Annotated in this window: 23 protein-coding genes and 1 other RNA gene; 10 read left to right on the top strand and 14 right to left on the bottom strand. The window is 61.2% G+C overall.

The window, feature by feature from the left end; translation table 11 throughout:
• Positions 1–42: 42 nt before the first annotated feature.
• From gcvH to BVH74_RS07345, 8 genes are all read right to left on the bottom strand, one after another.
• Positions 43–423, bottom strand: a complete 381-nt coding sequence (gcvH, locus tag BVH74_RS07380; RefSeq protein ID WP_080049436.1) for a glycine cleavage system protein GcvH — start codon at positions 421–423, stop codon at positions 43–45.
• Positions 424–458: 35 nt separating this feature from the next.
• A complete protein-coding gene (gene gcvT, locus BVH74_RS07375) occupies positions 459–1,544 on the bottom strand; it encodes a glycine cleavage system aminomethyltransferase GcvT (protein ID WP_080049435.1) in 1,086 nt (361 codons plus the stop codon).
• A 91-nt stretch (positions 1,545–1,635) separates the two neighbouring features.
• On the bottom strand, positions 1,636–3,246 hold the full coding sequence (locus BVH74_RS07370) for an ABC transporter permease (RefSeq protein ID WP_080051656.1): 1,611 nt from the start codon (positions 3,244–3,246) through the stop codon (positions 1,636–1,638).
• A 109-nt stretch (positions 3,247–3,355) separates the two neighbouring features.
• Positions 3,356–4,363, bottom strand: a complete 1,008-nt coding sequence (locus BVH74_RS07365; protein ID WP_080049434.1) for an extracellular solute-binding protein — start codon at positions 4,361–4,363, stop codon at positions 3,356–3,358.
• A gap of 67 nt (positions 4,364–4,430) precedes the next feature.
• A complete protein-coding gene (locus BVH74_RS07360; RefSeq protein WP_080049433.1) occupies positions 4,431–5,684 on the bottom strand; it encodes an FAD-dependent monooxygenase in 1,254 nt (417 codons plus the stop codon).
• A 22-nt stretch (positions 5,685–5,706) separates the two neighbouring features.
• The gene (gene ubiH, locus BVH74_RS07355) at positions 5,707–6,894 is read right to left on the bottom strand and encodes a 2-octaprenyl-6-methoxyphenyl hydroxylase (protein ID WP_269434106.1); all 1,188 of its coding nucleotides are present in this window, start codon (positions 6,892–6,894) and stop codon (positions 5,707–5,709) included.
• Complete coding sequence (pepP, locus tag BVH74_RS07350) at positions 6,891–8,231, bottom strand: Xaa-Pro aminopeptidase (RefSeq protein WP_080049432.1); 1,341 nt, start codon at positions 8,229–8,231, stop codon at positions 6,891–6,893. Before pepP ends, ubiH begins: the two co-directional genes overlap by 4 nt.
• A gap of 10 nt (positions 8,232–8,241) precedes the next feature.
• Positions 8,242–8,805, bottom strand: a complete 564-nt coding sequence (locus BVH74_RS07345; protein ID WP_080051654.1) for a UPF0149 family protein — start codon at positions 8,803–8,805, stop codon at positions 8,242–8,244.
• Between the two features lie 113 nt (positions 8,806–8,918).
• Between BVH74_RS07345 and BVH74_RS07340 the strand changes: the two genes are divergently transcribed.
• The 4 genes from BVH74_RS07340 to BVH74_RS07325 all read left to right on the top strand — a co-directional run bounded on the left by BVH74_RS07340 (position 8,919) and on the right by BVH74_RS07325 (position 10,270).
• On the top strand, positions 8,919–9,137 hold the full coding sequence (locus BVH74_RS07340) for a TIGR02449 family protein (protein WP_373279483.1): 219 nt from the start codon (positions 8,919–8,921) through the stop codon (positions 9,135–9,137).
• Positions 9,134–9,448 (top strand): cell division protein ZapA, encoded by a 315-nt coding sequence (locus BVH74_RS07335; protein WP_080049431.1) that lies wholly within the window; start codon positions 9,134–9,136, stop codon positions 9,446–9,448. Before BVH74_RS07340 ends, BVH74_RS07335 begins: the two co-directional genes overlap by 4 nt.
• A gap of 30 nt (positions 9,449–9,478) precedes the next feature.
• Positions 9,479–9,658: non-coding RNA, 6S RNA (gene ssrS, locus BVH74_RS07330), on the top strand.
• A 9-nt stretch (positions 9,659–9,667) separates the two neighbouring features.
• Positions 9,668–10,270, top strand: coding sequence for a 5-formyltetrahydrofolate cyclo-ligase (locus tag BVH74_RS07325; RefSeq protein WP_080049430.1), 603 nt, complete (start codon positions 9,668–9,670; stop codon positions 10,268–10,270).
• Here the strand turns inward: BVH74_RS07325 and BVH74_RS19045 are convergent.
• A complete protein-coding gene (locus BVH74_RS19045; protein WP_269434105.1) occupies positions 10,257–10,385 on the bottom strand; it encodes a hypothetical protein in 129 nt (42 codons plus the stop codon). The genes BVH74_RS07325 and BVH74_RS19045 overlap by 14 nt on opposite strands.
• A gap of 175 nt (positions 10,386–10,560) precedes the next feature.
• On the opposite strand from BVH74_RS19045, the gene BVH74_RS07320 reads away from it, so the two are divergent.
• Both BVH74_RS07320 and BVH74_RS07315 read left to right on the top strand, forming a co-directional pair.
• On the top strand, positions 10,561–11,019 hold the full coding sequence (locus BVH74_RS07320) for an EVE domain-containing protein (RefSeq protein ID WP_080049429.1): 459 nt from the start codon (positions 10,561–10,563) through the stop codon (positions 11,017–11,019).
• A gap of 57 nt (positions 11,020–11,076) precedes the next feature.
• Positions 11,077–12,936, top strand: coding sequence for a diguanylate cyclase (locus BVH74_RS07315; protein ID WP_177344520.1), 1,860 nt, complete (start codon positions 11,077–11,079; stop codon positions 12,934–12,936).
• Between the two features lie 5 nt (positions 12,937–12,941).
• Here the strand turns inward: BVH74_RS07315 and ilvA are convergent, their stop codons facing one another.
• Positions 12,942–14,516, bottom strand: coding sequence for a threonine ammonia-lyase, biosynthetic (gene ilvA, locus BVH74_RS07310; RefSeq protein WP_269434104.1), 1,575 nt, complete (start codon positions 14,514–14,516; stop codon positions 12,942–12,944).
• A gap of 58 nt (positions 14,517–14,574) precedes the next feature.
• Here ilvA and rpiA point away from each other — a divergent pair, with 58 nt between their 5' ends.
• Positions 14,575–15,252, top strand: a complete 678-nt coding sequence (gene rpiA, locus BVH74_RS07305; RefSeq protein ID WP_080049427.1) for a ribose-5-phosphate isomerase RpiA — start codon at positions 14,575–14,577, stop codon at positions 15,250–15,252.
• A 20-nt stretch (positions 15,253–15,272) separates the two neighbouring features.
• Here rpiA and BVH74_RS07300 read toward each other — a convergent pair whose 3' ends face one another.
• The 3 genes from BVH74_RS07300 to BVH74_RS07290 all read right to left on the bottom strand — a co-directional run bounded on the left by BVH74_RS07300 (position 15,273) and on the right by BVH74_RS07290 (position 18,520).
• Positions 15,273–16,163 (bottom strand): SdiA-regulated domain-containing protein, encoded by an 891-nt coding sequence (locus BVH74_RS07300; protein WP_080049426.1) that lies wholly within the window; start codon positions 16,161–16,163, stop codon positions 15,273–15,275.
• Between the two features lie 73 nt (positions 16,164–16,236).
• On the bottom strand, positions 16,237–16,905 hold the full coding sequence (locus BVH74_RS07295; RefSeq protein WP_080049425.1) for a fumarylacetoacetate hydrolase family protein: 669 nt from the start codon (positions 16,903–16,905) through the stop codon (positions 16,237–16,239).
• A gap of 223 nt (positions 16,906–17,128) precedes the next feature.
• Entirely contained in the window at positions 17,129–18,520 is a 1,392-nt protein-coding gene (locus BVH74_RS07290; RefSeq protein ID WP_080049424.1) for a D-2-hydroxyglutarate dehydrogenase, read from the bottom strand.
• A 174-nt stretch (positions 18,521–18,694) separates the two neighbouring features.
• Between BVH74_RS07290 and serA the strand changes: the two genes are divergently transcribed.
• From serA to BVH74_RS07275, 3 genes are all read left to right on the top strand, one after another.
• On the top strand, positions 18,695–19,924 hold the full coding sequence (gene serA, locus BVH74_RS07285) for a phosphoglycerate dehydrogenase (RefSeq protein ID WP_080049423.1): 1,230 nt from the start codon (positions 18,695–18,697) through the stop codon (positions 19,922–19,924).
• Between the two features lie 135 nt (positions 19,925–20,059).
• Entirely contained in the window at positions 20,060–21,364 is a 1,305-nt protein-coding gene (locus BVH74_RS07280) for an ATP-binding protein (RefSeq protein WP_080049422.1), read from the top strand.
• Between the two features lies 1 nt (position 21,365).
• A complete protein-coding gene (locus BVH74_RS07275; protein WP_080049421.1) occupies positions 21,366–22,289 on the top strand; it encodes a response regulator in 924 nt (307 codons plus the stop codon).
• 19 nt (positions 22,290–22,308) lie between these two features.
• On the opposite strand, the gene BVH74_RS07270 is transcribed toward BVH74_RS07275, so the two are convergent.
• Positions 22,309–22,797, bottom strand: coding sequence for a 2-thiouracil desulfurase family protein (locus BVH74_RS07270; protein ID WP_080049420.1), 489 nt, complete (start codon positions 22,795–22,797; stop codon positions 22,309–22,311).
• Positions 22,798–22,816 lie beyond the last annotated feature (19 nt).

Below are 22,816 nucleotides of genomic sequence, written 5' to 3'. Positions count from 1 at the left end.
CTGAAACAGCTCAGGGCTTTGAGATGGGTTGCTCAGACGATCTTAGATCGAAGCGCCGTAGGCCTCGGCGTCCAGCAGCTTGTCCAGTTCGGCGGCATCGCTGGGCTTGATCTTGAAGAACCAGGCACCGGCATAGGGCTCGCTGTTGACGGTTTCCGGCGCATCAGCCAGAACCTCATTGACGGCGACCACTTCACCGCTGACCGGCGCGTAGATGTCAGAGGCGGCCTTGACCGACTCGACCACCGCGCACTCTTCACCGGCGTTGACCTGACGGCCGACTTCCGGCAGTTCGACAAACACCACGTCACCCAGCAAATCCTGGGCATGGTCGGTGATACCTACGGTGATGGTGCCATCGGCTTCCTGACGAGCCCACTCGTGGCTGGAGGCATAACGCAGGTCGGCGGGGATGTTGCTCATGGACTGATCCTCGGTACGGAGAAAAGGTTGGGAAATTATTCGAATACAGCCTTGCCGTGGCGCACGAAGCCGGGTTTGACCACCCGCACTTCAAGCAGCTTGCCACGGATGTCGACCTGAGCCCGCTCGCCGGTGGCGCGCGGTACCCGGGCCAGGGCGATGGAGCAGCCCAGGGTCGGGGAGAAACTGCCGCTGGTGATCTCACCCTCGCCAAACCCGTCGACGATAACCTTCTGGTGACCACGCAGCACGGCGCGCTCGTTGAGCACCAGGCCGACCAGCTTCGGCTGGTCACCGGCGGCCTTCTGGGCCTCCAGTACCTGGCGACCGATAAAATCGCGCTCGGCCGGCTCCCAGGCGATGGTCCAGGCCATGTTGGCTGCCAGCGGCGAGATGCCTTCATCCATATCGGAGCCATACAGGTTCATGCCAGCTTCCAGACGCAGAGTATCGCGCGCACCCAGTCCGCAGGGTTTGCAGCCGGCAGCGACCAAGGCATCCCACAGCGCCGGGGCTTCAGCGGCCGGCAGCATGATTTCCAGACCGTCTTCACCGGTGTAGCCGGTCCGAGCAATGAACCACTCGCCTTCCGGCAGGCCCTGAAACACCGCCAGCAGACTGATCAGCGCCTTGCGGCTGTCATTGACCACTGCCTGGGCGACTTCCAGCGCGCGCGGGCCCTGAACCGCCAGCATGGCCAGATCGTCACGCTCGGTCAGGGTGACCGCGAAAGCTTCGGCCTGACGGTTCATCCAGGCCAAGTCCTTGTCCCGGGTAGCGGCATTGACCACCACGCGGTAACCAAACTCGGTCAGGTAGACGATCAGATCGTCGATCACCCCGCCCTGCTCGTTGAGCATGCCGGAATACAGTGCCTTGCCCATGGTGGTCAGACGCGCCACGTCATTGGCCAGCAAGCGCTGCAGGTAGGCCTTGGCCTCGGCACCTTCGACATCCACCACGGTCATGTGCGACACGTCGAACATGCCGACATCGCGGCGCACCTGATGATGCTCCTCAAGCTGCGAACCATAGTGCAGGGGCATGTCCCAGCCGCCAAAGTCGACCATCTTGGCGCCGGCCGCCAGGTGGCAATCATAAAGAGGGGTACGCGAACCCATTGCGGCTTCCTTCATTCGGGTGCATAAAAGGTGAATTGTAGCCGCAATCGACCCAACTGTGCAGCCTGCCATACCGGCTCGGGATGACCGGTCAGTGTCGTACGCCGCGCCCGGAACGACGAATCAGCACAATCACTGGCAACAGCCCGACCAGCACCAGGGTCAAGGCCGGCAAGGCGGCGCGTTGCCACTCACCTTCGACGGTCAGGCCGTGAATGCGCACTGCCAGAGTGTCCCAGCCAAACGGGCGCATCAGCAGGGTGGCCGGCATTTCCTTGAGCACATCGACGAAAACCAGCAGTGCAGCGCTCAACACCCCGGGCAGCAGTAACGGCAGGTAAACCCGCCAAAACACCGTCCAGCCCGACTGCCCCAGACTGTGCGCAGCTTCGGGCAAGGACGGGCGAATCCGCGCCAGCGAGGTATCCAGCGGGCCATAGGCAACCGCCATGAAGCGAATCAGATAGGCCAGCAACAGCGCAAACAGACTGCCCATCAGGAGTTGCCCTGCCTGGGGATTGCCCAGCCACTGCCGCAGCGGGATCAGTAACTGGTTATCGAGAAAGCTGAAGGCAAACATGATCCCCACCGCCAGTACCGAACCCGGCAAGGCATAACCCAGATTGGCCACCGCAACCGCACTGCGCACTCGCCGGATCGGCTGTAGCCGCCGGGCCAGTACCAGCAGAGTTGCCACCCCAACGGTAATCAGTGCCGCCATACCACCCAGCAGCAAAGTGTTGCGGATAACCCGCCAATAGCGGCTGTCGAAATCCGCCACACCACTGTCAAACGCCCACCAGACCAGTTGAATAACCGGAATCACAAAGGCCACCGCCAACACCAGCGCACAGTAACCACAGGCCAGCCAGGCCAGCGGACCACGCAGCCGGTACAACGGCCCCTGACGCGGCTTGTCACTACCAGGAAAACGCTTGCTGCCTTGGGCCCTGCGTTCGACATAGAGCGCCAGAAACACGAACAACAACAACAGGCTGGCCAGCTGGGTCGCGGTTTGCAGACTGTAGAAGCCGTGCCAGGTCTTGTAGATCGCGGTCGTGAAAGTGTCGTAATTGAAAACCGAGACCGCACCAAAGTCGGCCAGGGTTTCCATGATCGCCAGCGCCACCCCAGCCCCGATCGCCGGCCGGGCCATCGGCAAGGCTACCCGCCAGAATCCCTGCCAGGGGCTATGCCCGAGAATCCGGGAGGCTTCCATCAGCCCACGCCCCTGGGCCAGGAAGGCGCCACGGGCCAGCATGTAAACATAGGGGTAGAAGACCAGAATCAACACCGCAATCACGCCGCCGGTGGATCGGATCGGAAACATGCGGAAGTCGCTGCCCAGCCAGGCTCGCAGTTGTGTCTGGACCGGCCCGGCGAAATCCAGCAAGCCGATTACCACAAAGGCCAGCACATAGGCCGGGATGGCAAACGGCAGCATCAGTGCCCAGTCGAACAGTCGCCGCCCAGGAAACTCGCACAAACTGGTCAACCAGGCCAGGCTGACCCCAAGCAGAATCACTCCAACCCCTACCCCACCAACCAGCACTAGGGTATTGCCAATCAGGGTGAACAACTGAGTCTGGAGCAGATGGCTCCAGATCATGGTATCGACACTTTGCCAACTGAGCAGTAGCACCAGCAACGGCATCAACACCAGCGCCGCGGCCAGATAGGCCACCAGACGCCAACGCGGCATGGGGGTGATCGAACGCTGCGGCACGCTTACTCCTGCGACAAAAACAACACGCCCGGCATGAGCCGGGCGTGCAGTATATCGGGAAAAAGCCGTATTGGGCTGACCGAAGTCAGTTCCAGCCCAGGCGATCCATCAGCATGATCGCTTCTGGCTGACGGCGGCCGGCTACTTCCACGTTGATGGTATCGGCCTTGAACTCACCCCAGGCGGCAACTTCTTCGGACGGCGCCAGCGACGCATTGGCCGGGAACTCCTGGTTGACGTCAGCGAAGATACGCTGGGCTTCTTCAGTGGTCAGCCACTCAAGGAAGGCAATCGCCGCTTCCGGATGCTTGGCGTGCTTGGTCACCCCGGCACCGGAAATGTTTACATGCACGCCACGATCTTCCTGATTGGGCCAGAACAGCTTGGCCTTGAGATTCGGGCGGTCCTGTTCCAGGCGACCGAAGTAATAGGTGTTGACGATGCCGACATCACATTGACCGGCATCAATGGCTTCGATCAGGGCAGTATCATTGGCAAATACCGGCACTTCCAGGTTGGCAACCCAGCCACTGATGACCTCGGTAGTCCGCTCCTGACCCAAGGTCTCGAGCATGGTTGCGGTCAATGACTGATTGTAGACCTTCTTCGAAGTCCGCAGGCACAGACGACCTTTCCAGCTGTCATCGGCCAGCGCTTCGTAGGTGCTCAGCGTGGCCGGATCAACCCGCTCGGTGGAGTAAACGATGGTTCGGGCACGCAGCGACAGACCGGTCCACTGGTCATTGCTGGAACGGTACTGGCTGGGGATATTGGCACTGATCACCTCGGACTTGACCGGGCGCAGCAAGCCCATTTCCTCGGCCTGCCAGAGGTTGCCGGCATCCACGGTGATAAACAGATCGGCCGGGGTGTTGACCCCTTCAGCCCGCAGTCTTGCCATCAGCGGGGCTTCACCATCGGTGATGTAGTTGATCTTGGTACCGGTCTTGGCGGTATAGAACTCGAAAACCGGCTTGATCAGGTGCTCCTGGCGGGAGGAGTACACCACCAGCTCCTTGTCCTGCGCTTGGGCAACGCCAGTGACCGCAGTCAGGGCCAGGCTGACGACAGCGATGGTACGGGTGACAGACATGACAACACCTCTGGTTGGTAAGCTTGAGGCAGATGATAATGATTTAGTTTTAGCTCAGCAACCAGAGTCATGCCTGTGTTGAAACGATTTCCGGATCCCGGGCCAAGGCCGGAAGATCCCCGCTCAGACCCATGGCCCGACGAATCAAGCCTGACTTGAGCAACGGCTGATTGTCCAGCCAGCGCATGCCGGCATTGCGCACCCAGCGCAATGTTGGCGCATCGGCATGGAACAACCGTTCAAAGCCCTCCATCGCCGCCATCATCGCCAGGTTGTCGGCCATCCGACGGCGCTCGTAGCGCTGCAGCACCGCCAGCCCGGCCAACGACTCGCCGCGCCGCAAGGCAGCGAGCAAGACCTCGGCCAATTCGGCCGCGTCGAGAAACCCGAGATTGACCCCCTGCCCCGCCAGCGGATGAATACTGTGCGCGGCATCGCCGACCAGCACCAGCCCGGGCATCGCATACTGGCGCGCATGGCGCTGACGCAGCGGGATACAGTGCCGGCGGTCGGCACTCAGCACCCGGCCCAGGCGACCTTCAATGGCCTGGCCCAAGGCCGCACAAAACGCCGGCTCATCCAAAGCCATCATCTGCTCGGCCTGCTCTGGCAGCAACGACCAGACGATCGAGCAGTAATGTCGGCCATCGACATCCGGCAGCGGCAGAAACGCCAGCGGTCCAGTCGGCAGAAAACGCTGCCAGGCCGTCGCCTGATGCGGCTGCTCCAGCTGTACCGTGGTCACCAGCGCATGGTGCAGATAATCCCACTCGCGCATGGCGAACCCGGCCAGCTCGCGAATCTGTGAGCGCGCCCCATCAGCAGCGATCAGCAGCGGCGCCGACAGACGCAGACCGTCCGCCAGATTCAGCCGCCAACCGGACTCTTCGCGGACCAACCCTTGCACTCGCTGGCCGAAAAACAGCTCTACCCGGGTTTCATCCAGGCTGTCGAGCAAGGCCTGCTGCACCAGATGGTTCTCAACGATGTGTCCGAGTCGCGTCTCATGCAGCGCGGCAGCGTCAAAGCCGATTTCGCCGGTGCCCTCGGCATCCCACACACGCATGGCACTATAGGCGCAGCGTCGCTGCGGCGCGATCCGTTGCCAGGCGCCCAAAGCGCTCAGAATCCGTTGCGAGGCAGCGCTCAAAGCGCTGACCCGGGGGTCGTAGCCCGAGCCGGTCTCGCCCCCACGCCCCAGCGCCTCACGTGGTAGCGCATCCAGGACCGCGATTCGCAGCGGTGTATCAGCCAGCGCCCGGGCCACGGCCGCTCCAACCATCCCGGCACCGACCACGATAAGGTCAAACGAATGATTCATGGGGTCTCCAGAACAGTGCAGGTCAGCCATGCAACCCCATCGCCTGGCGGGCTAACAGACGCTTGGCAGGAGGCAGGATATCGAGCCCGAGCAACCCGAGATTGCGTCCGGCAGTCAACAGCGGCTGTCGATTGCTGAACAACCGGGTCAGTTGATCACTGAACGCCACAGTCAGACGCTGATCAAGCTGCTGGCGTTGCAGATACCCCTGCAATACCGTCAGATCTCCTGGCTGACGCTCAGTCTCGCGGCTCAGGCAGTCTGCCAGCGCCAGAGTATCGCGTAGCGACAGGTTGAAGCCCTGACCGGCAATCGGGTGCAGGCTGTGCGCGGCATTGCCCAACACCACCAGATGCGGGCGCACCTGTTCCTGAGCTTCGCTCAGGCTCAGCGGGTAGGCATGACGCTCGCCAACCCGGGTCAGCGCGCCCAGGCGAAAGCCGAAAGCGTCTTGCAGCCGCGCCAGGAAGTCCTCATCAACCAAGCCCATGACCTCATCGGCCTGGTCTCTCGGCTGGGTCCAGACCAAGGCACTGCGCTGCCCCGAGAGCGGCAGCAGGGCCAGCGGTCCTGAGTCGGTAAAGCGCTCGAAGGCCACCCCGGCGTGAGCCTTGCTGGTAGAAATATTGGCGATGATCGCGGTTTGCCCGTAAGCGCTGACCTGACGATGAATGCCCAGGCTTTCAAGCAGACCAGAGCGCCCGCCATCGGCCACCACCAGCAACTCGGTCTCCAGGGTCTGTGCTCCATCGGCGGTCTGCAGATCCAGTTGGTAACCGCCCGGCACCGCCCGGGCAGCCGTGGCACTGGCCGGCGCCAGCCACTCCACTACCTCGGTATCCAGAGCGCCGAGCAATACCTCGCCCAGCCAGGCGTTTTCGACCACATAGCCCAGCGCCGGCACCCCTTCGCGGGCCGCATCGATCCGGGCCACACCAGGATGACCGCGGTCGGAGACGTGAATCTGCCGAATGGGTTCGACCCGCTCAGCCAGTCGCGCCCACACCCCCAGCCGCTCAAACAACTGCCGACTGCCCTGTGACAAGGCCGTGGAACGGGCATCGTAGCTGGGTTGCCAGCCTCCTGCGCGGGGCGGCTGGGCTTCGATCAGACGCAAGCGCCAGCCCCGGGCCCGGGCACACTCCTGCAAGGCCAAGGCCAGGCTGGCACCGACCATGCCGCCACCGACAATACTCAGGCTGATGCTCACGCCAACGCCTCGGCACGCGACCGAGCGGCGGCCATCAGCGCCTCGATCTCGTCGGCCTGCTTGGGCACGCCACCGGTCAGAATCTCGCAACCACTGCGCGTAACCACCACGTCGTCCTCAATCCGCACGCCAATCCCGCGCCATTTGCGCGGCACATCCTCATTGTCCGGCGCCACGTAAATACCCGGCTCGACGGTCATCACCATGCCTGGCTCCAGCACCCGCCATTCGCCGCCGACCCGATAGTCGCCAACATCATGCACATCCATGCCCAGCCAGTGGCCGGCCCGGTGCATATAGAACGCCCGGTAGGCCTCACTGGCGATCAGCTCATCAACCTCACCCTTGAGCAGGCCCAGGCGCACCAGACCGGCAGTAATGACCTGCACCGTGGCCTCATGCGCTTCATTCCAGTGGCGTCCCGGAGCGATTGCAGCAAAGGCCGCTTCCTGGGCCTCCAGCACGATGTCATAAATGGCGCGCTGCTCCGGGCTGAAGCGGCCGCTGGCCGGGAAAGTCCGGGTAATGTCGCTGGCATAGCAGTCCAGCTCGCAACCGGCGTCGATCAGGATCAGGTCACCGTCACGGATCTGACTGGTGTTTTCGGTGTAATGCAGGATGCAGGCATTGCGCCCGGCCGCGACGATCGAGGCATAGGCCGGGGCCCGACTGCCGTTACGCATGAACTCGTGCTGTAACTCTGCCTCAAGCTGGTATTCATAGAGTCCTGGCCGGCAGATCTGCATGGCCCGGATATGAGCCTGGGCAGAGATTTGCGCCGCCGCCTGCATAACCTTGAGCTCGGCTGCGCTTTTGTACAACCGCATGTCATGCAGCAGATGATCGAGAGCGACAAACTCGTTGGGCGGTTGGGCTCCCTGACGCGCCTTGCTGCGAATCACATTGATCCAGTTGGTCAGGCGCCGGTCAAAATCCTGGTTGGCGCCCATGGCGTAGTAAACCCGCTCACGCCCTTCGATCAGCCCCGGCAGGATGTCGTCGATATCATTGATCGGGAAAGCATCGTCAGCCCCATACTCGACCACGGCACCATCCTGGCCGGCCCGATAGCCATCCCACAACTCACGCTCCTTGTCCTTCTCGCGGCAGAACAGAATATATTCGCCATGCTCACGGCCCGGCATCAACACCGCCACCGCTTCTGGCTCGGGGAACCCGGTCAGGTACTGGAAGTCGCTGTCCTGGCGATAGATATACTCGGCATCGCGGTTGCGAATATACACCGGTGCTGCAGGCAGCACGGCTATGCTGTTGGGCTCCATCTGCGCCATCAGCGACTTGCGCCGGCGGGCATATTCCTGCTTGGGGATCGGCATGCTGACCTCGTTAATGCAATGATGCGGGGGGCTGGTCCTGGCCGGTAGCGCTATCCTGGCACTCGCTGAACACCAGCAAGGTGGCCATCCGCACGTACTCCATGATTTCCATGTAATCGACCTCGTTGGCCTCGGACTCCTCCAGCTCGGTCTGAACCTGGCCGATAGCGGCAAAATCACGCAGCACGCCTTCGGCCTCTTCGCTCAAGGCCATCTTGCGCTCGACCAGGCCGAAGCCACCGAGAAACCCTTCACACCACTGGCCAAGGGTCTGGGTCCGGTGATCGATGGCGGCACTGTCATCCGGCAGCAACAGAGTGACATCGAAACCCGAGCCGCTCAACTGCGACAGTGTCGCATCATAGAGCTGAATCAGCGCGACCTTGGCAGCCTCGCCCGGGGCATTGCGGCCATCGATCAGTTCCTGAGCCACACTCAGCCAGGTGGCGTGGTCAAGCCGGGCACCAGCGGACAGGCGTCCGACCAGATGGCCGTGCAACTCGGCGGGGTGACCACTGGCACCAAGCTCACTGAACAGCTGGGCATAGCGGTCGAATTCGAATACTGCTGGCATGATCGCCATAACGGAGGGGCCTCACAAAAGCCGGAGTCAGATGAATAGTTGTATGAGTAGCTAGTGTATTCTATAAGGGAGCCTCAAGAGTTGGCCAACACCGGGATGACAGAATGGCGCCAATGGACGAACCTGATTTCAACACGCTTGCACAGAAAGTGAGTCGCTTGATCGACCTGTGCGAACGGCTCCAGCAACAGAATCAGCACTTGCTCGCTCAGGAACGCTCCTGGCGCGAAGAACGAATGCAGCTAATTGAAAAGAACGATTTGGCCCGTCAGAAGGTCGAAGCCATGATTCTGCGACTCAAAGCCCTGGAGCACGACTCATGAGCCAACCCCTGACCGTCACCCTGCATATTCTCGACAAAGAGTACCGGGTCAGCTGCCCGCCGGAAGAACGCAGCAACCTGGAACAGGCTGCCCGCCACCTGGACAGCACCATGCGCGACATCCGCAATAGCGGCAAAGTGGTCGGCGTCGAGCGTATTGCCGTTATGGCCGCCTTGAATATCAGCCACGACATGCTGACCGGCAATCGTCGCCAAGGCGACCAACTGGATCAGCACCAGCGCCAGATCCGCGATCTGGTTGAGCGCCTGGACCAGGTGCTGAACAAGCCACAAACCGAGTCACAGGCATGATCTTGCGGTGAATCTTCTGTATAGTGACAACTGTCCCTGGGATGTTGGCCAGTCGGAGACGTCCCTGAGCCGATACTCCTGTATACGGAGGCCACGCGTTGTTGCCAGTGTGCATGTCCGCAAGACGGAAAGCCTGAGGCGATGCCGTGTCCCCCACCTTGAACTTTCGGGTTCAAGGGCTAACCCGACAGCGGCATCTCCGGGGACTTCACTTCCCGCATGATCAGCCCGACCCGCAGCCAGTTACGCCAGCAGCTCCGCCAGGCGCGCAAAGCCTTGAGCCCACGCGAGCAACGACTGGCCAGCCGGCAACTTTTTCGCCAACTCGCCCAGCAGCCCATATTTCGGCGTAGCCGACATATCGCGTTCTACCTGGCCAACGACGCCGAAATCGATCCTGCCTCGCTATTGCGCCATGCCCAGCGCCTGGGCAAGCATTGCTACCTGCCGGTGGTCAACGGCTGGCCGCATGGCTTTATGCGCTTCCAGCGCCTGTATCCCGATCAGCGCTGGAAAACCAATCGATTCGGCATCCGCGAGCCGCGCCCCCAGCGCAGCCGCCAGGTGCCGGTCTGGCGACTCAACCTGGTACTGATGCCCTTGGTTGGCTTCGATCAGCACGGCAATCGGCTGGGGATGGGCGGCGGTTTCTATGATCGTGCACTAGCCTACCGCCAGCGTCGCCGGCAGTGGCCCGGCCCCTGCCTGCTCGGCCTGGCTCATCGCTGCCAGAAAGTTGCACAACTGCCTGCGGCAAGCTGGGACATTCCGCTGGACGGCATTGTAAGCGATGCCGAGTGCCTGCTGTTCAAGGCTGGTTGAGCGTACTCTCGACCTGCGTCGAACGCTCAAAATAACTCTGCGTGTAACCGGTGGTTACCACACCAAGAGTGAAGACAATAACGAGGATCCACATAAGATCCGGCTTGCGACGCATGGGTTGCCTCCTAATGTAATGCCGGGCAATCTTGTTTTCATTAATGAACTGACTGCGACTCAGATCGCAACTCGACCTCGTCGCGCACCGAGACAAATGCAGTCCGCGTATCAAGTGTGTCGGTTTAGACCATCAATACGATACTGTCAAATCAGAAACCCTAAAAAGGTGAAACATGTCTTACTGGCTGATGAAATCCGAGCCCGACACCTTTTCCATCGACCACCTTGCAGCTCAGCGGTGCGCGACCTGGGATGGCGTGCGCAACTATCAGGCACGCAACTACATCCAGCAAATGCGCCCCGGCGACCTGTTCCTGTTCCACCACTCCAGTTGCCAGCCCCCCGGACTGGCCGGCATAGGCGCCATCGTCAGCGCGCCCTACCCCGACCACAGCGCGCTTGACCCGCAAAGTCCTTACTTCGACCCCAAGGCAAGCAAGGAGCGCCTGCCCTGGCTGGCAATTGACGTAGAATTTCAGGAAAAGTTTCCAGCATTGCTAAATACGCAATCACTACGCCAACTGGCCGGCCTGGAAGAGCTGGCGCTGCTCAAACGCGCCAGCCGCCTATCGGTGATGCCGGTTACCGAGCAGCAGTGGCAAATCATGCTGAGCGCCGCCCGCCAAGCCTGACGCTGGTGTCGCGAAAGGCAATGTGCTATCAGTTAGGCAGCCACCATGAGAGCCGCCATGCTTGCCCATCATGCCGCACAACATCCAGCTATCGCCCGAGCACTGATCGCCGCGCTGCTGCTGTCGTTGCTGGGGGCCAACCTCTGGGCCTGGGTATCACTACTACGCGCCGAACAGATCCAGGCGGTAGCGCGCCTGCAGCTGGAAACCGACGCCCTGGCTCGTCAGATTGAGGCCCGCTTCAGCCACCAGACCAGCAGCCTGCAACGTCTGGCCAGCCGCTGGCCCCTGCATCATAGACAAGGCGACCTGTGGCGCCAGGATGTTGAGCTATTACTGGGTGATTTCGAAAACTTTCAAGCCATTGAGTGGCTGGACGCCGACTATCGGATGCGCTGGATCGAACCGCTGACCGGCAATGAGCAGGTAGTAGGCTTCGCCTACAGCCCGGAACATCCCAACTACCCGCTACTCGAAGACTCTCGCCTGAGCGGCCAGCCCCGACTCAGCAGCAGCTTTACCCTCCAGCAGGGCGGGAAAGGCCTGGCCTATTACATTCCGCTGTATCGCCAGGCAGACCAACCACATAGTTTCGATGGCTTTCTACTGGGTATTTTCCGCGTCGAGGTACTGATCAGCGACCTGCTCAGCGACCTGCTGCAGACCCACCTGAGCGTCGATTTCAAGGATGGTTCGGGCGTTCTTTTCAGCCATCAGGGCAGCGACCAGCGAATTCCCGACTGGAGCGTCGACAGTTCAGTGCGCCTGGGCGACAACACCGGCTTCAGTCTGACCGCCTACCCCTCACAGCGATTGCTGCGGAGTACCCGCACCTCGCTACCCTTGCTGGTCTTGATCAGCGGCACGCTGGCGAGCCTGAGCCTGTGCTATGCGTTATGGCTGGCATTGATCAATACCCAGCGCTGGGATGCGCTTAGCCGCAGCAACCGGGCCCTGCAGAGCGAAATCGTCCGGCGCCAGAGTATCGAGGAGAGCCTGCAGCATAATCAGGCCCGCCTCAAGCTGATCCTGGACATGACCGACCACAGCCATGACGCCCTGTTCATCATCGGCCTCAACCCCCAGGAACTGGTCTACCTCAACCGCACCTGCTGGCATGCGCTGGGTTATACCGAGGAACAGCTGCGCGCCGTACTGGCCATCGCCCCGGCAGACATCATGCCTGACTTCGAGCAGTGGGCCACCGATCTGCAACGCCTGGTCACCCGCCGCGGCAGCGCCATTTTCCAGCAGCAGGTCCGGCATCGCGAAGGTCACGTGTTGCCGCTGGAAATCAGCGTCCGGCATCTGGCGCGCTACGGCCGCGACTACCTGATCTGCGTCGGCCGCAACAACACAGAACAATTGAAGATAGCGGCCCGGCTCAAGCGCCTGTCGCACCTGGACGGCCTGACCGGCCTCTACAATCGGCGTTATTTCGACCAGACGCTGGCCAGCGAGTGGCGCCGCCTGAGGCGCGAGAACACGCCTCTGGGGCTACTGATGCTGGATGTCGATTACTTCAAGCGTTTCAACGACCAGCTCGGCCATCAGGCCGGCGATGACGCACTGCGACAGGTCGCCGACGCCCTGCGCAACAGCCTCCAGCGCGAGGGCGACAGCGCCTGCCGATACGGCGGCGAAGAGTTCGCGGTAATTCTGCCTGGGGCTGACATGACTCAGTGCCTGCGCGTAGCCGAACACTTGCATCAGGCGATCAAACGCCTGGAGATTGCCCATCCGGATAGCCCGGAACAGCACCTGACCATCAGCATCGGCAGCGCCAGCCTGATTCCCGCCGAAGGCTGGGAGCCCAAGGAACTGATCAGTCTGGCTGACGAGGCGCTGTATCAGGCCAAGGCCGAAGGCCGTAATCGCACCTGCCAGGCCCAACTGGCCGACCACGACATTTCCTGAGCCTCTCAACCAAGATAGAGTTTATAGGCCGGGTTATCGGTTTCATCCCAGTACTGATAACCAATGCTTTGCAAGGCTTCAGGCACCAGATGGCGTTCGACCTCAGGCACCTGCAAACCGGCAACCACCCGGCCATAGGCCGCACCGTGGTTGCGGTAATGGAACATTGAAATATTCCAGCGCCCGCCCAGCTTGCTGAGGAAGTTGAACAGCGCACCAGGACGCTCCGGGAACTCGAAACGGAACACCACCTCATCGGTGACATGGGCGGAATGGCCGCCGACCATATGGCGAATATGCAGTTTGGCCAATTCGTTGTCGGTCAGATCCATGACCGGGAAGCCCTGCTCACACAACATAGCCACCAGCGCATCGCGCGGGTCTGACTCCGGATGGGTCTGCACCCCAACGAAGATATGTGCCTCGCTGTTGTCGTGGTAACGGTAGTTAAACTCGGTGATTGAGCGCTTGCCAATGGCTTGGCAAAATGCCTTGAAACTGCCGGGCCGCTCGGGAATGGTCACCGCCAGCAGCGCCTCGCGCTTCTCACCAATTTCGGCGCGCTCGGCGACATGCCGCAGGCGGTCGAAGTTGACATTGGCTCCAGAATCGATAGCAATAAAGACCTGACCTTCGCAGCCCTCACGCTCGACATACTTCTTGATTCCGGCCACGCCCAGACAACCGGCTGGCTCGCAGATCGAGCGGGTATCGTCGTAGATGTCCTTGATTGCCGCACACATCTCGTCAGTAGAAACGGTGATCACCTCATCGACATAGTGGCGGCATACCTCGAAGGTGTGCTCGCCAATCTGCGCCACCGCCACCCCGTCAGCAAACAGCCCAACCTGGCTCAGCACCACCCGCTCACCGGCATCCATCGCCGCCTTGAGACAGGCCGCCTCGGTCGGCTCGACGCCAATCACCTTGATCTCCGGGCGCAAGTATTTGACATAGGCGGCGATCCCGGCCACAAGGCCGCCCCCGCCAACCGGAACGAAAATCGCATCCAGCCGCCCCTGATGCTGGCGCAGGATCTCCATGGCCACGGTGCCCTGGCCAGCAATGGTGTCCGGATCGTCGTAGGGATGGATATAGGTAAAGCCCTTGTCCTTGACCAGCTTCTGCGAGTGCGCCAGCGCCTCATCGAAGGCGTCGCCATGCAGTACCACCTTGGCACCCCGGGCACGCACCGCCTTGACCTTGATCTCCGGGGTAGTGCGCGGCATCACGATGGTCGCCTTCACCCCCATGTGCCGGGCGGCGTAGGCCAGCCCCTGGGCATGGTTACCGGCCGATGCCGCGACCACACCCTTGGCCCGCTGCTCATCGGTCAGTTGCGCCAGCTTGTTGTAGGCGCCGCGAATCTTGAAGGAAAACACCGGCTGCAAGTCTTCACGCTTAAGCAATACCGTATTGCCAAGCCGCTCAGACAGAAAAGGTGCGGGATGGATGGGCGTTTCCACCGCCACATCATAGACGCGGGAGCAGAGGATCTTCTTGACGTAGGTTTCCAGCATGGCGTGTTCGGCTTGATCCGGGTTCAAAAACGCCCAGTCTAGGGTCTGTTGCCGTTTCATCGCAACCGCGCCGGCCTTATAATCCGCAACTCGTAAGACTTTGCACAGGTGAACCGAGATGACCCAGGACGAACTCAAGCAGGCGGTAGGCCAGGCGGCCGTGGATATTCTGCTCCCCAACCTGCAGGACAAGAGCGTTATCGGCGTCGGCACCGGCTCCACCGCCAACTGCTTCATTGACGCCCTGGCCAGGCACAAGGGCTTCTTTGACGGCGCCGTCGCCAGCTCCGAGGCCACCGCCCAGCGCCTCAAGGCTCACGGTATCCCCGTCTATGACCTGAACAGCGTTGATAGCCTGGACTACTACGTCGATGGCGCCGATGAAGCCAACCGCCACTTGGAACTGATCAAGGGCGGCGGCGCTGCACTGACCCGCGAGAAAATCGTCGCGGCAGTGGCCAAGACCTTCATTTGCATCGCCGACCAGAGCAAACTGGTCGACACCCTGGGCGCCTTCCCGCTTCCGGTCGAGGTCATCCCAATGGCTCGCAGCCACGTTGCCCGCCAGATCGTCAAACTCGGCGGCGATCCGGTCTACCGTGAAGGCTGCGTGACCGACAACGGCAACGTGATTCTTGACGTTCACAATCTGCTGATCACCGATCCGCGCGGTCTGGAAGAGCAGCTCAACGCGATTGTCGGGGTGGTCTGCAATGGCCTGTTCGCCGCCCGCCCGGCCGACATCCTGCTGCTGGGCACCGCAGACGGCGTACAGACCCTCAAAGCCCCGGCCTGAGCTGGGGTTCGGGTTGCCGCCTAGCGCGGCACGAAGCGGTAAAACAGATTCGGCTCACTGACCAGATAGATGCGCCGCTCGGTATCAATCGCCACGCCTTCGGCCTGCGGTACGGTCGAGGATAGCCCGTGGCGACCGCGGCGCAGCAGCAACAGGCTCAGCGGCTCACCCTCCACATCGTATTCAACCAGCACCCGCGACTCATCACTGAGCAGCAGCAGGTGACCACTGGGCTCGTGCAGACTCACCGAAGACAGATCAGTCATGAACAAACGTGGCGAATTGGGTGCCTTGAGCTCGGAGATCTGCACCTCCATCGAGCCCCCTTGCGGCGAATCGACAAAGCCGGTCACCGCCAGTACCCGCAACGGATCGCGCTCCTTGACTACCAGCAAGCGCTGTCCAACATGATCCCAGGACAAGCCTTCAAAGCCCTTGTTGCCGTCACCATCCAGACCGATGGACAGGCTGCCGGCATGCTCAACGCTGATCTGCTCGGCATCGTCGGGAATCTCGACGATCAGCAGCCGCTGGGAGCGCTCCTCGGCCAGCACATAACGGTTGCCCCCGACATGGGTCAAACCTTCCATATCGCTCACACCCTCGACCCGAACCTGGCGCAGCAGCTGACCCTCCAGGCTCAACTCGACAATCAGCGGCTCGCCGTTCAGCACCGACCATAGCGTGTTGCGCTCGGCGTTGTAGGTCAGCGCCGACAGATCATCGTCGATACCAGCCACCTCCAGCGCCTCGATATCGACCTGATAACGTGCCAGATTCAGCGCCTGCTCGGGCAACGCCTTGCCACTCAGACTCCACGAGTACCACAGCAGGGCGCCCAGTCCGCTGACGTGCAGACTGATGCCGCCGATCAGCAGCACCAGAGCAAGGATAATGGCAAAGGGTTTCATGGCTCGACTCCATAACAGGCCAACAAATGATGGCCGTTGGATGGCAGCCCCCTGGAAAAGTTCAGCTGCAGGTTCAGACTGCCACGACAGCGCGCTGCTCAAGCACACCGGGGATGCTCAGTAGCAACTGGTCGCCGGGGTTGAGTACGCCGACCCCTGCTGGCGTACCGGTGATCACCACATCGCCTGGCTGCAGGGTGAACACTGTAGCGATATGCCGAAGCAAGGCCACGATCGGAGTGATCATCTCGGCACTGCTGCCCTGCTGGCGCAACTGGCCGTTGATCTGCAGCTGCAGGGCAATATTGCCGAGGTCCGGTACCTGTTCGGGGCGCACGAATGGCGATAGCGGGCAGGCGCCGTCGAAAGCCTTGGCCCGCTCCCAGGGGTGAGCCTTGGCCTTGAGCTGGTCCTGCAGCTCACGCAGGGTCAGATCCAGTGCCAGTCCGATGCCGGCAATCGCCGCAAGCGCCTGCTGCTCGCTGACCTCGCCACTCAGGGTCTGGCCGATCAGCAAGGCGATTTCGGTTTCGTAGTGCACCGCACCAAGGCCCTGCGGCAAGCGCAATGGCTGATCCAGGCCGACCACCGCAGTCGCCGGCTTGAGAAACAGCAGCGGCTCGCTCGGCACCGGGTTGTTCAGCTCGCGGGCATGTTCGGCGTAGTTGCGCCCGACACAGACCACCTTGCCCATAGGCAGGTTGGCGAGACTGGCGTCGGAAAAACTGTGTTGGTAAGACATGAAGACTCCACAGCAGAGGTTCGTGGAAACACTGATTGCCCAATGTCCGAGTAGGCGGCATTACCAGCCACCGGTTCCGGACACGCTGTGAATACGTCCCTGTACGCTCGGCGATACCCATCCCTGGGTATCGACGGTCCGGAACCGGTGACTGGCAACACCGCTGCTAGCTTCGTACAGCCATCGGCATGACAGCCTCGGACATGCCGAGGAAGTTCACCAATCAGGCAAAAATCTTGCCCGGATTCATAATACCGTTGGGGTCGAATACTGCCTTGATCGACTTCATCAGCGCGATCTCGGCCGGGCTGCGACTATAGTGCAGGTAGTCGCGCTTGGTCATGCCGACGCCGTGCTCGGCGGAAATCGAGCCGTTGTACTTCTGCACGATCTCAAACACCCACTTATTCACCGTCGCGCACTTGGCGAAGAACTCATCCTTGCTCATTGACTCCGGCTTGAGAATGTTCAGGTGCAGGTTGCCATCACCGATATGGCCGAACCAGACAATCTCGAAGTCCGGGTAATGCTCGCCGACGATGGCGTCGATATCGTGCAGGAACGCCGGCACTTTGCCGACGGTGACCGAAATATCGTTCTTGTACGGAGTCCAGTGCGAGATCGTCTCGGAGATGAACTCACGCAGTTTCCATAGGTTCTGCAACTGTTGCTCGCTCTGGCTCATGACCCCGTCCAGCACCCAGCCCTGCTCGACACAATGCTCGAAGATCTCCAGCGCCTGATTGGCGATATCCTCGTTCAGCGCCTCGAACTCCAGCAGCGCATAGAACGGGCAGTCGGTCTCGAACGGCGCCGGCACATCACCACGGCCCATGATCTTGGCCATCGCCTTGTCGGAGAAAAACTCGAAGGCGGTCAGATCCAGCTTGCCCTGGAAGGCATGCAACACCGGCATGATCGAATCGAAATCCGGGGTACCCAGCACCATCGCGGTAAGGTTCTTCGGCGCCCGCTCCAGACGCATGGTCGCCTCGACCACAAACCCCAGCGTGCCTTCAGCGCCGATGAACAACTGGCGCAGGTCATAGCCGGTGGCGTTCTTGATCAGATCCTTGTTCAGCTCTAGCAACTCGCCGGTACCGGTCACCACTTTCAGCCCGGCTACCCAGTTGCGGGTCATGCCATAGCGAATGACCTTGATCCCGCCGGCATTGGTGCCGATGTTGCCACCAATATTACTGGAGCCGGCCGAGGCGAAATCGACCGGATAGTACAACCCCTGTTCCTCGGCGAACTGCTGCAACTGGGCAGTGACTACGCCTGGCTGACAGACCACGGTACGGTCGAACTCGTTGAACCCAATGATCTTGTTCATGTAATCGAACGACACCACGATCTCGCCATTGGCCGCCACCGCCGCCGCCGACAGCCCGGTCCGACCGCCTGAAGGGACCAGCGCCAGCTTGTGCTCATTGGCAAAACGCACAACGGACTGAACCTGCTCGATGGTCTTGGGGAACACGATGGCCAGCGGCGCTGGCTCGAAGTGTTTGGTCCAGTCCTTGCCCCAGGCGTCAAGCGACTCGGCGTCGGTACGTACCTTGTCCGGTTCCACCAGGGTCTTCAGGGTGTCGATAATGGCTTGCGGGGTCATCGGCGGCCTCAAACGGAATTCATGCAGCGTCTGAACACAATTCATGCGCAGACAGGCATCAAAAAAGGGAGATTATGCTAGCATACGCGGCTTCCGAAACAGGACACTTCTGTCGGCGAAATGCCGCGATTGTTCTCTCGGCTTCACTAATCAGCATCGCGGGTAACTGAGACCATGGCCAAAACCTCGCTGGACAAAAGCAAAATCAAGTTTCTGCTCCTCGAGGGCGTACACCAGACTGCCGTCGATACTCTGAAGGCAGCCGGTTACACCAATATCGAGTACCACACCAGTTCGCTGCCGGACGAGCAACTCAAGGAAGCCATTGCCGACGCCCATTTCATCGGCATCCGTTCGCGCACCCAACTAACTGAAGATATCTTCGCCCACGCCCACAAGCTGGTGGCCGTTGGCTGTTTCTGCATCGGTACCAACCAGGTTGACCTGACTGCAGCCATGGTACGCGGTATTGCAGTGTTCAATGCGCCCTACTCCAACACCCGCTCGGTGGCCGAACTGGTGCTGGCCGAAGCCATTCTGCTGCTGCGCGGCATTCCCGAGAAAAACGCCTCCTGCCACCGTGGCGGCTGGATCAAGAGCGCCAACGGCTCGTTCGAGATCCGTGGCAAGAAGCTTGGCATTATCGGTTACGGCTCGATCGGCACCCAGCTGTCAGTACTGGCCGAAGGCCTGGGCATGCAGGTGCTGTTCTATGACGTAGTGACCAAGCTGCCGCTGGGTAACGCCAGTCAGGTTGGCTCGCTGACCGAGCTGCTGAACCAGGCCGACATCGTCTCGCTGCACGTGCCGGAAACCGCCGCCACCAAGTGGATGATCGGCGAAAAGGAAATCCGCGCTATGAAAAAGGGCGGCATTCTGATCAACGCTGCCCGCGGCACCGTGGTCGATATCGACGCTCTGGCTGGCGCCCTGAAGGACAAGCACCTGGCTGGCGCGGCGATCGATGTATTCCCAGTCGAGCCGCGCTCCAACGATGACGAGTTCATCAGCCCGCTGCGTGAGTTCGACAACTGCATTCTGACCCCGCACATTGGTGGCTCGACCATGGAGGCCCAGGCCAACATCGGCCTGGAAGTGGCGGAAAAGCTGGTGCGCTATAGCGACAACGGCACCTCGATCACTTCGGTCAACTTCCCTGAAGTCGCGCTGCCGTCGCACCCGGGCAAACACCGCCTGCTGCACATTCACCAGAACGTGCCGGGCGTGATGAGCGAGATCAACCAGGTGTTCGCCGAAAACGGCATCAACATCTGTGGTCAGTTCCTGCAGACCAACGAGAAGGTCGGCTACGTTGTGATCGACGTCGACGCCGAATACTCCGATCTGGCCCAGGAGAAGCTGCAGCACGTCAAAGGCACCATCCGCTGCCGCGTCCTGTTCTGATCCCGCCGCGCGCCAGCGCGCACCGGCCTTGAGCAACGCCGCCACACCTTCGGGGGTCTGGCGGCGTTTTGCTGTCATCTATTGGAAACCTGGCGCTGATTAAATGACTGCACTGATCATTGCCAAGCGTCAACCATGCCCAGCCAAACCACCCTTGCCGGCCTGCGCAAGGCGGTCGAACCGCTCAGCGCCAGCCTGACTATCAATGATGTCGCCGATCGCCTGCTCGAATCCGGCTACAAGGGCTTTCTATCGCTACCGGTGGTCGATGAGCGCAATCGACCGCTGGGCCTTGTCAGTCGCTACCGGCTGCAGGACATTTTCATGCAACGCTTTGGCCGTGACCTTTGGGGCCGGCATTCAATCCTTGAGGCGACCAATCGGCAGTCACTGATCGTGGACCTGGATACGCCGCTGGACCAGGCGGCACGGATTATTACCGGCCAATTGCAATATCCGATCACGGAAGACTTCATCCTGACCGACGCGCACGGGCGCTATGCCGGCCTTGGCACGGTAATGGACCTGCTACGCGCCATGGAGGTCCGTATCGGCCAGCGCAACCAGGCACTGCGCCGGGCACTGAAGCAGCTCAAGGAGTCCCAAAGTCATCTGGTGCAGTCAGAAAAGATGGCTTCGCTGGGGCAGATGGTCGCCGGGGTCGCCCACGAACTGAACACCCCGCTAGGCTACGTCAAAAACAATGTGCAGCTGCTCGCCAGCCTGGTACAGCCGGTTCTGGAGCTGGCCCAGGCCCAGGCCCAACTGATGCAGGCTCTGGATGCCCCTCAGCGTAACGAGGCGGAACTGGCGCAACTGTTCGAGCAGACCCGCCAGGCCGCCGAACTGGCCGCCCCCGAACAATTGGCCGACGATCTGAACCCTCTGTTGGAAGACACCCTTTTCGGACTTGCTCAGATCGCCGAGCTGGCGGTCAGCCTCAAGGACTTCGCTCGCCTGGACCGGGCCATGAGTGAAGCCGTCGATATCAACGACTGCGTACGCAGCGCCCTGCTGATTGCTCGCAATGCAATCAAGGACAAGGCTGAGGTCATCACCCGGCTCGGCGAACTGCCCCCGATCACCTGCACTCCCTCGCAGATCAACCAGGTCTTGCTAAACCTGCTCACCAATGCAGCACAGGCCATGGACCACCCTGGACAGATCCTGATTCGCAGCTGGACCGAACACGACCGGGTCTACCTGTCAATTCAGGACAACGGCAAGGGCATCCCCAAAGAGCTGCAAAACCGCATTTTCGACCCATTCTTCACCACCAAGAGTGTTGGCCAAGGTACCGGTCTGGGGCTGTCGATCAGCTATCAGATCATTCGTGACCATGCCGGCCAGATCCGCTTTGTGTCCGAGCCGGGGCGTGGCACCCGGTTCGTCATCAGCCTACCCCTGACCCAGCCACAGGTCCTGCAACGGAGTGCCTGAGATGACCGAACCGATCCGGATCCTGTTCGTCGACGATGAGGAACGCATCCTGCGCAGCCTGGCCCTGCAATTTCGCCGCCAGTTCGAGGTGATCACCGAATCCAACCCGGTGCGGGTCCTGCAACGACTGCAGCATGAGCCGGTGGACATCATCGTCAGCGACCAGCGCATGCCGCAAATGAGCGGCAGCCAACTGCTGGCTCAAGTGCAGGAACGCCATCCCCAGACCCTACGCATCCTGCTGACCGGCTATTCGGATCTGCAAGCGGCAGTCGAAGCGCTCAACAGCGGCGGCATCTTTCGCTACCTGACCAAACCCTGGGATCCACAGGGTATGGCTGAAACCCTGCAACAAGCCGCACAACTGATCCATGAACGCCGCGCCAGCGCCTTTCTGGATGAACAACGCAGCAATGTGCCGAACACTCGCCAACCAGCCCTGTTGCTGCTTGATACCGACCCCCAGACTCAGAGCCAGACCGTCGAACTGTGCCAGGCCTGTGGTATCCAGTTGCATCAGGCCCACAGCCTGAGCGAGGCACTGCAAACACTCAATGACCAGCCGCTGGACATTCTGGTCAGTGACATTCAGCTTGACGGCGAAGACCTGCGGCCGCTGCTGATGAGTCTGGCCCAGGCTCATCCCCGGCTATTGAGCATCATCGTCACGCCATTCCAGGACACCCAGGTACTGCTCAAGCTGATAAATCAGGCGCAGATCTTCCGTTATCTGCCCAAGCCACTGCGGCGCGGGATGTTCGAGCGCGCCATCCGCACGGCAGCGGATCAGGCCAGAAGCTGGCAACGACAGCCGCTACGGGCGCTGGACCGGGCTGCGGAAACGCCCAAGCTGGCTGAGGAACAAAGTCGAGTAGGCAGCCTGCTGAGCCGTCTGAGCAAACTGCGCCAGCGCCTGAGCGCCTGAGCGCCTGAGCGCCTGCACCTCAATCGTCGGCTTGCTGCAGCAGCGCCGCCAGAGCCTCGAGCTGATCTTCGTTGAATACCCGAACCCCGGCCTGGCGCAGAGCTGCGGCGGTTACCCCTTCGCCCTTGACCTTGCGTCCGGAAAAGCTGCCGTCATAGTTTTCATGATTGCCGCAGGATGGGCTGCGGGCCTTGAGCACCGCATAGCGGATACCCTCGGCCGCGACCAGTTGCAGCGCAAGCCCGGCACCGCGCACGAATGCCGCGGTAACATCGCTGCCATCGATGGTGCGCACCGGGACCCTTCCGGCCAGAACCTCAGCGCCCTGGCCGCCGGGAATCTCCGCCGCTGGCCGCGGCGTCGGCAAACCGCCTGCCACTTCCGGACACAAGGCCACTACCCGCCCTTCGGCCTGCCAGCGCTGCAACCAGCCAAATGGGCCATGGGCCCCACCGTCATAGCGCACTGGATGACCCAGCAGGCAACGACTGACCAGAATCTTTTCCATGCTTACCCCAGTGCAATAC

The sequence above is a fragment of the Halopseudomonas phragmitis genome, from assembly GCF_002056295.1.
Classification (GTDB): Bacteria; Pseudomonadota; Gammaproteobacteria; order Pseudomonadales; family Pseudomonadaceae; genus Halopseudomonas; species Halopseudomonas phragmitis.
The sequence above is the reverse complement of the archived record's forward strand: the minus strand, read 5'-3'. Positions and strand labels throughout refer to the sequence as shown.